General features: G+C 73.8%; 6 protein-coding genes. 5 read left to right on the top strand and 1 reads right to left on the bottom strand.

What is annotated here, in order from left to right:
- Positions 1–165 precede the first annotated feature (165 nt).
- The 5 genes from E1283_RS34385 (at position 166) to E1283_RS34375 (ending at position 2,310) form a co-directional block, all read left to right on the top strand.
- A complete protein-coding gene (locus tag E1283_RS34385) occupies positions 166–960 on the top strand; it encodes a VOC family protein (protein WP_132822090.1) in 795 nt (264 codons plus the stop codon).
- Between the two features lie 387 nt (positions 961–1,347).
- On the top strand, positions 1,348–1,569 hold the full coding sequence (locus tag E1283_RS34380; RefSeq protein WP_132822091.1) for an NAD(P)-binding protein: 222 nt from the start codon (positions 1,348–1,350) through the stop codon (positions 1,567–1,569).
- Positions 1,566–1,691 carry a hypothetical protein gene (locus E1283_RS39610; RefSeq protein ID WP_279571318.1) on the top strand — a complete coding sequence of 42 codons (126 nt, stop codon included), beginning with the start codon at positions 1,566–1,568 and terminating at the stop codon, positions 1,689–1,691. Before E1283_RS34380 ends, E1283_RS39610 begins: the two co-directional genes overlap by 4 nt.
- A 96-nt stretch (positions 1,692–1,787) precedes the next feature.
- Positions 1,788–1,919 carry a hypothetical protein gene (locus E1283_RS39605; RefSeq protein ID WP_279571317.1) on the top strand — a complete coding sequence of 44 codons (132 nt, stop codon included), beginning with the start codon at positions 1,788–1,790 and terminating at the stop codon, positions 1,917–1,919.
- A 172-nt stretch (positions 1,920–2,091) separates the two neighbouring features.
- The gene (locus E1283_RS34375; RefSeq protein ID WP_132822089.1) at positions 2,092–2,310 is read left to right on the top strand and encodes a hypothetical protein; all 219 of its coding nucleotides are present in this window, start codon (positions 2,092–2,094) and stop codon (positions 2,308–2,310) included.
- Between the two features lie 34 nt (positions 2,311–2,344).
- Here E1283_RS34375 and E1283_RS34370 read toward each other — a convergent pair.
- On the bottom strand, positions 2,345–3,083 hold a 739-nt coding region (locus E1283_RS34370), incomplete at its 5' end, for a phosphatidylinositol-specific phospholipase C/glycerophosphodiester phosphodiesterase family protein (protein WP_132822088.1).

Genomic DNA, 3,083 nt, shown 5'->3' with positions numbered 1-3,083 from the left:
GGGCCAGGGGGGTCGCCATCGCCATGAGGAGGATTCTCGCTCCTGTTCTCGCTGGTCGTGGGCGTGCCGACGGCTCGCCGTGCCGATTGTCCTCCCGCTGGTTAGCGTGGAGGAAGGGGCCCGAGTGACTGGAGAGAGATCTGGGGGAGAGGGGAAAAGAGGGACATGACTGCCTACCCCGAGGGCGCGCCCTGCTGGGCCGACGTGACCCTGCCCGACCTGGAGGCCGGCAAGCGCTTCTACGGCGAGCTGTTCGGCTGGACGTTCGAGACCGGCACGCAGGAACACGGCGGGTACACGCAGGCCTACTCGGACGACAAGGCCGTCGGCGCGCTGGCGCCGCAGATGCCGGGGCAGAACGACGTGCCGCCGGCCTGGACCGTCTACTTCGAGTCGCCCGACGTCTCCGCCACGGCCGACCGGGTCGCGCGGCACGGCGGCGAGACGCTGATGGGGCCGATGGAGGTCGACCCGTTCGGCAGCCTGCTGATCGCCCGCGATCCGGCCGGCGTGCTGTTCGGCGTGTGGCAGGAGGGCACCCACCACGGGTTCGGCAAGCACGACGAGCCGAACTCCTTCTGCTGGGCCGAGGTCCACACCAGGGACGCGGCCAGGACCGACGAGTTCTTCACCTCCGTCTTCCCGCTCGACGCGAAGCTGATGGAGGGCTCGCCGGAGATGGACTACGCGGTCTGGATGATCCACGGCCAGCCCCGGGCCGGCCGCTACCTGATCCCGAAGGACGCCCCGGCCGAGCTCGGCCCGCACACCGAGACGTACTTCTCGGTGGCGGACTGCGACGAGGCGGTGGCGAACCTGCAGCGCCTCGACGGCCGGCTGATCCGGGGCCCGATGGACAGCCCCTACGGCCGCTTCGCCGCCGTCGCCGACCCGCAGGGCGCCACGTTCGCGCTCATCGACACCTCGACCACGACCGGCGAGCCGCCCGGAACCGTGTGAGGACCTGATGGCACCCGGTGGGACCCGGTAGGGCCCGGTAGGGCTCGGCGGGGTGGAGGGCGAGGGCTCGGCCCTCGCCCCCCACCATCGGCACCTCGCGGCGCCGCGGCACGACCCCGAGCAGCACGGTCTGCTGGAGGGCCAGTTCGAGGCGTGGCCCGAGGACGAAGCCCATCACCAGCGGCGCGATCGGCAGCCCCCGGGTCGCCATCCCCCAGCCGACGAGGCCGAAGACCGACCAGGCAGGTCCAGACGTCGAAGACGCTCGACCGGTCGGTGTACGCCCCGATCAGGCATGAGGCGACCACGATCGGCGCCAGCACGCCTTAGGGAACGCGGGCGATCCGCACCCAGAGGCCGATCAGGATCAGGCCGACGGTGCCCGCGATGCCGGCCGTCAACGGCTGCGTCGTCGTCGGCGCCGGCGTCGTGGGCGCGGCGGTCGCCGCGTCCCTCGGCCGGCGCGGCCGCCGGGGCACCGTCGTCGACCAGGCCCCGGCGCCCGGCGTCGAACTCGTCACGGGCGACCGGGTCGTCGCCCTCGGACCGACCCTGGTGCGCCTCGCCTCCGGCCGGGTGCCGCGCGCTGACGCCGTCTCGCCGGGGTGATCACCACCGACACCCTCGACCTCCGCCCGGCGGGCGGAGGTCGACTCATGCTCCAGGCCCTGGACCTGGAGGCGGAGGCCGACCCGGCGCGGGCGCCTGACCCGGCGGGTGCTGCCGGGTGACGGCCTGACCATCGCCGGCCGCCTTCCCGACCACCCCTGGCTCACCGTGGTGGCCACCACAGCGGCGTCACCCTTGCCCCCCTGCTGGGCGAACTGATGGCCGCCGAACTCCTGGACGACGTCCGCTCACCGCTGCTGGCCGGGTTCCGCCCCGAACGCTTCGCGGCCGGGGGCGGCGCGGCCGGCGCCGCGCCGCCGGCGCCGGCCCGCCGGCCGGGCGAGCAGTGAACGGCTCACCCCGGGCGACCGGAAAGCCCCCGAGCGCCGGGGCAACCTTCCACCGCTCTTCACCCGAACGAGTGGGGAATGCCTGTGCTCCAGCCCGAATACGGGGTGGGAGTGGCGGGTTCGCGGAGTGTGCTTGACGGGCCTCTTACGGGTCCCCGGCTACTTTGGTCGTATGGCCAAGCCCCATGTCATCCGCGTCCGGTTCGAGGGCGGTCCTCGGCACGGGCGCACCGTCGATCTCGTGATCACCGGTCAGGCACCCTTGCCCCTGATGCTTGCCGCCCGGCAGGAGGGCGCGGAGGCGACCTCCGCCGGGCTCTACGAGTTGGTGACCACCCAGGGGGGCGGCACCCGCTACTCCTGGATCGAGGACCTCCCGGTCCGCGCCTGAGCGCGCGGGGGCGGGGGGCCAGCGCGAGCGGGGGTCAGCGCGAGCGGAGGAAGGATTCCAGGCCGGCGAGGTCGTCGGTGTTGAGGTGGTCGACGTCGGCCGCCACGAGTTCCCGCCAGATCGCGTCCCGGGCCGGGCCCGGGACGTCGGGGGTGGCCCAGAAGCGCACCCGCTGCCGGGCGGCGTGGGCGCGGCTCACGATGTCGCGGAGCAGGCGCCGTTCGGCGGCGGGGAACGGGCCCTCGCCGAGCCAGGAGAAGCTGCTGGTCCAGTTGGAACTGATCAGGGGGACGAACGAGGCGGGCGCGTCGGTGCCCAGGTCGTCGAGGCGGCCGTCGTAGAAGGTGTGCCGCACCCGCTCCTCGGTCATCGGCACCCGGGCGGCGCGGTCGCCGGAGATCACGGCGGTCACGGCGCCGGTGCGCACCCGGCCGCCCGTCGCCGAGCCGAGTATCGAGCGGTAGGGGCGGAGCCGGCGGGACAGCTCGCGGTAGGTGGGGTCGCCGGCGGTCTTGATGTCGATCAGGAGCTGGAGCGAGACCCGGTGCCCGGCGAAGACCGAGCCGCGGTTGGCGCGCACCCGGGCCAGCAGCGGGTCGAGGTAGAGCGACTCCAGGGTGCGGGCCGGGTCCAGGTCGACCGCGTCGTGGGCCACCAGCAACTGGCCGTCCACCAGCCAGATGTCGGCCTCGACGCTGGTGAAGCCGTGGTCCAGGGCGTCGAGCAGCGGGCGGGGGTGCTCGTAGTCGTTGTGCGCGTGGGCGCGGCGCAGC

Source organism: Streptomyces hainanensis (assembly GCF_004348415.1).
In the GTDB taxonomy this organism is placed as follows: Bacteria; Actinomycetota; Actinomycetes; order Streptomycetales; family Streptomycetaceae; genus Streptomyces; species Streptomyces hainanensis.
This window is presented reverse-complemented; position numbering and strand designations above follow the sequence as displayed.

What these genes read in the sequence shown, in the direction of transcription:
- E1283_RS39605 (WP_279571317.1), top strand. Translation starts at nt 1,788, where the DNA reads ATGGCCGCCGAACTCCTGGACGACGTCCGCTCACCGCTGCTGGCCGGG.
- E1283_RS34375 (WP_132822089.1), top strand. Translation starts at nt 2,092, where the DNA reads ATGGCCAAGCCCCATGTCATCCGCGTCCGGTTCGAGGGCGGTCCTCGG.
- E1283_RS34385 (WP_132822090.1), top strand. Translation starts at nt 166, where the DNA reads ATGACTGCCTACCCCGAGGGCGCGCCCTGCTGGGCCGACGTGACCCTG.
- E1283_RS34380 (WP_132822091.1), top strand. Translation starts at nt 1,348, where the DNA reads ATGCCGGCCGTCAACGGCTGCGTCGTCGTCGGCGCCGGCGTCGTGGGC.